The organism is Salinicola sp. (genome assembly GCF_982684285.1).
Map to the genome: position 1 here is coordinate 1 of NZ_CEXLVS010000327.1, position 3,802 is coordinate 3,802.

At 61.3% G+C, this 3,802-nt stretch carries 6 protein-coding genes; 2 read left to right on the plus strand and 4 right to left on the minus strand.

The genetic code is table 11. The features are described 5' to 3' along the window. Positions 1-42 precede the first annotated feature (42 nt). On the minus strand, positions 43-732 hold the full coding sequence (locus AC3AYF_RS19145; protein WP_295040705.1) for a DUF2786 domain-containing protein: 690 nt from the start codon (positions 730-732) through the stop codon (positions 43-45). 107 nt (positions 733-839) lie between these two features. Between AC3AYF_RS19145 and AC3AYF_RS19150 the strand changes: the two genes are divergently transcribed. Further along, positions 840-1,139 carry a hypothetical protein gene (locus AC3AYF_RS19150; RefSeq protein WP_149436399.1) on the plus strand — a complete coding sequence of 100 codons (300 nt, stop codon included), beginning with the start codon at positions 840-842 and terminating at the stop codon, positions 1,137-1,139. Positions 1,140-1,376: 237 nt separating this feature from the next. Here AC3AYF_RS19150 and AC3AYF_RS19155 read toward each other — a convergent pair whose 3' ends face one another. Further along, entirely contained in the window at positions 1,377-1,607 is a 231-nt protein-coding gene (locus tag AC3AYF_RS19155) for a type II toxin-antitoxin system HicA family toxin (protein WP_149436398.1), read from the minus strand. On the opposite strand from AC3AYF_RS19155, the gene AC3AYF_RS19160 reads away from it, so the two are divergent. After that, positions 1,606-1,782 carry a hypothetical protein gene (locus AC3AYF_RS19160; RefSeq protein ID WP_295040702.1) on the plus strand — a complete coding sequence of 59 codons (177 nt, stop codon included), beginning with the start codon at positions 1,606-1,608 and terminating at the stop codon, positions 1,780-1,782. The two genes, AC3AYF_RS19155 and AC3AYF_RS19160, sit on opposite strands and share 2 nt — an antisense overlap. Positions 1,783-1,799: 17 nt before the next feature. Here AC3AYF_RS19160 and dnaB read toward each other — a convergent pair whose 3' ends face one another. After that, positions 1,800-3,209, minus strand: coding sequence for a replicative DNA helicase (dnaB, locus tag AC3AYF_RS19165; RefSeq protein WP_295040701.1), 1,410 nt, complete (start codon positions 3,207-3,209; stop codon positions 1,800-1,802). Further along, positions 3,199-3,802: ParA family protein (locus AC3AYF_RS19170; RefSeq protein ID WP_487780198.1), on the minus strand; the 604-nt coding region annotated here is incomplete at its 5' end. The genes AC3AYF_RS19170 and dnaB, both read right to left, overlap by 11 nt.

Below are 3,802 nucleotides of genomic sequence, written 5' to 3' on the forward strand. Positions count from 1 at the left end.
ATGCCCCGGTCGGTCGCGACGCGTGTCGGAAACGTGACGATCTCAGCCATGGGACAGCTCCTTGTGTTGGTCGCGATCGACACCGCCATGCAGGCGCGCGTTACGGCCAGCGGCGTACCCCCGGGCCATTGCCCGCTGATCGTCACGGCGTTGACCGCGGTCGATGGCCTCCATCGCCTCGAGCTGGGGATAGAAGCGCTGCTGGAAGTGCGCGATCGCCGCGACAGACGCCTCCGTCTTCTGCACCGGGACGATGTGCTCATACGCCCCGGCGACCCATGCCAGCGCATAGGCGTCTGCCCGACGGATCTTGGTGACGCGCTTCGCGCGCTTGTGCATGCCGCTCAGGAACGCCTTGCGATCGCTGATCAGCTGACGCTGCAGCACCTCGAAGGCATACGCCGCGATGCGTACCTGACTCGCCTCGCCGAGGAAGGCGAAGTACCCCTGCCAGCTCTCGAACGTAGGACGCGGTTCGTAGACCGTGGCGGTACCGAAGGCGGCATTGATCAGGCTGGCCAGATGATCGAGCCAGCGCGGCGGCTTACGCCCAGTTGGCGACTTGACGGCCACACGGTCGATGGTCGATGCCGCGACATCGATTTCACTGACGCCGTACTCGTCCATCAGATGCTGCGCCTGACGCAGGGCCGTTCCGGCCTCGTGCTCGTTGGCAGAGCGCGATAGCGCCAGGCAGCGCTCGATCTTGCGAAGGATGCGATCGGGAGTCATTGGACACCTCCCGCCGCACCGTTGGGAAAAGGTGCCGGGCGCATCCCGTGGTAGGTTGAAAACGCTCCCCAAGAGCACATCTCAACACTGGCCACAGGAGGCCCGACATGACGGAAAAAGCGGAATTTGTCTATCGAGTGAATTACGAGATGGAGACCTCGCACGGTCAAAGTGAACCACTGAGAATCCTGAAACGAACAGATCACTTGCTTTACAAGCTCGCAGAACCACCCGTCATTCCTCGACAAGGCGAATACGTCGCCTTCAAGGACGATCTGTTGTCGACTGATATCGAATGGCTGAAAGTGAAGAACGTGTTTCATGGCATCACTCCTGGCCCACTCGGGGATCTACAACATCACTGGGTGACCGTCCTGCTAACTGCTGACGAATCCATTCCGGAGTGATACCAAGAAATGCCAGGACCTCTCTGACATCACCGTTGAGAACGATCATCTGATCGACGCTTAACGCACATCGACCGCGCATACCCGGAAACGCGTCGTGTGCGCGGTACCAATGCCGTGTGCAGCTGGGCAGGCTGTAGATAGGCTCATCCGAGGTGCTCATCGGCAGCATCAGGTCAGCCAGCAGGCCTCTCGCTCGAGGGCTCAAGTCATTGATGGCTGGGTTGGAGTTATCCTTCATACCTCACCCTCCTCATGTCGCTGAACCCTACGTAGGCGTGCCAGCACGTTCTTCTCGGCACGCGCGTCGCTGGGTGAAAAACCGGTGAAGACGGGCGGGCAGCCCGGCTTGACGAAACGAACGTGACCGCCACGTGTGCGCTCAACGTTCCAGCCATGGGTCACGGCGTAACGCACTACACGCTTCAAGGCGCGGGTCGAGCAGCGGATCGGGAGTGCGTCAGGCATGAGGCACCTCCCCGATGAATTGATCGGTGTGATCAAGCTGCTGACGAAACAGATCCAGTTGGCCTTCAAGCGAACGGATCAGTCGCTCTCGTTCACCTCGAAGCAGTCGACATTCGCGGTTGAGCCGCGCAAGTTCGTCGCGTTTTTCAGCGAGGCGAGTTTCGAGATGGAGTAGTTCCTGGGCTGCACTGTTCATGACCGCCCCTCCTGTACCTGTTTCCACGCCAAAGACTCGAACCGAGTGCTCGAGCCCACGAACGTCAGGTGCACCGTGCCGGTGGGACCGTTGCGCTGCTTGCCGATGATCAGCTCAGCCAGTCCCTTGTTATCGGGGTTATCGGTGTTGTAGACCTCATCGCGGTAGACGAACCCGATGACGTCGGCGTCCTGCTCGATCGCGCCGGAATCGCGCAGATCGGCCATGCAGGGCCGCTTGTTAGGGCGATTTTCGAGTGTCCGGTTGAGTTGCGAGAGCGCCACCACCGGGCAGTTGAGATCCTTGGCGGTGGCTTTGAGAATCCGCGAGATCGCGGAAATCTCGTTGTTGCGGTTCTCACAGCCCGGCTCCTCGAGCAGCTGCAGGTAGTCGATGAGGATGAGGGCCGGCTTGCCATGGCGGCGCATCAGCCGACGGGCACGAGACTTGAGTGAGGTTGCGGAGAGCCCACTGGAGTCGTCCACGAACAGGCGCTCCTCGAAGCCGAGTATGCGGTTTGTGGCGGAGGTCAGCTTCTCCCAGCCCCCATCGTCGAGCTGCCCTGAGCGCAGCTTGCTCAGATCCAGCCGTCCCATGCTTGCCATCAGGCGCAGCATCAACTGCTCCTCCGGCATCTCGAGCGAGAAAACGAAGATCGGTGCCGTGGCCAACTCGGCGCGACCCGCCGTGGCAACCAGTGCATTCTCGACGAGGTTCATCCCCAAGGTCGTCTTGCCCATCGACGGGCGGCCGGCGAGGACGATTAGATCGGAGTCTTGCCAGCCGCAGGTGAGCGCATCGAGATCCTGGTAGCCGGTCGGCGTGCCAGTAATGCCGTCCTTGGCGTTGAAGGCGCGATCGATGGTATCGATCGCTGCCGTCAGTGCCGGACGTATGCCGGTTTCCTTGCCCTGCCGATTTTCAGCCAGCTCGAACAGTTGACGCTCGGTGGCTTCGATCAAAGCCTGACTGAGCTGCTGCCCATCCAGCGCCCGCTGACTGAGATCGCGCCCCATGTTGGCCAGTTGCCGACGACGCTGATGCTCGCGAACGATGCCGGCATAGGCGACCACATTGGTTGCCGACGGTGTGTTTCGGGCCAGCTCGGCCAGGTAGGACAAGCCGCCGCAGGTCTCGAGATTCCCATCGCGCTCCAACACTTCGGAGAGCGTCACCACATCCAGCGGCTTTTCGTCATGGGATAGCGCTTCCATCGCCTTGAAGATCAGCCGGTGCGGGTAGTGATAAAACGCGCCGGCATCGACGATTTCGCAGATGTCATCCCACTTGGTGTTATCGAGCATCAACGCGCCCAGCGTGGACTGCTCGGCCTCGATGCTATGCGGTGGCAGAAGCCCCATGGCCTCGGCTTCGGCGGATGCCGGGGATGCGGCTTCAATGGACATGACCACCCCCCGATTTTCCAGTGCCGGATTTACCGCTCGGAGCATTGGTGCCCACCGCGCGGATGGCATCGGCCCACTCGGGATAGAGATCGATGGCCACGGCCTTGAGCTGGTCGGCACAGGCCGGTGACTTGCGGCTGTATGGCTTGCGCGGCTCGACCCGGTGAACGGGCAAGCCCTGCAACGCTGCCGAACGATAGGCGGAGAGATTGACCAGCGGCGTCTCGAGCACGCTAATGCCGTGATCTTCGACCTCGGCATACATGGTTCGGATACTGTTGGCGATGTCGCGGGCATCGCGCAGTTGGTCGGTCATCTTGTTGAGCAGGATGGAGACCGGCGGCACCTCGAAACGGGTATAGCGTGCCAGCTCGCGCAGCTCGTTGAGCATGCCCTGAGTGCCGCGCACGAATTCGCGGGCGGTGAGCAATTCGGGAACGATGGGAGAGATCAGCCGATCGGCGGCCATGACGGCCATCTCGAGAATCACCGATCGCGCACCCTGAGTGTCTATCAGGATGGCGTCATAGCGAACGGCGAAGCGATCGAGGAGGTCAATCAGCCGGAAACGACCATTAGGGGCGATGAGCAAC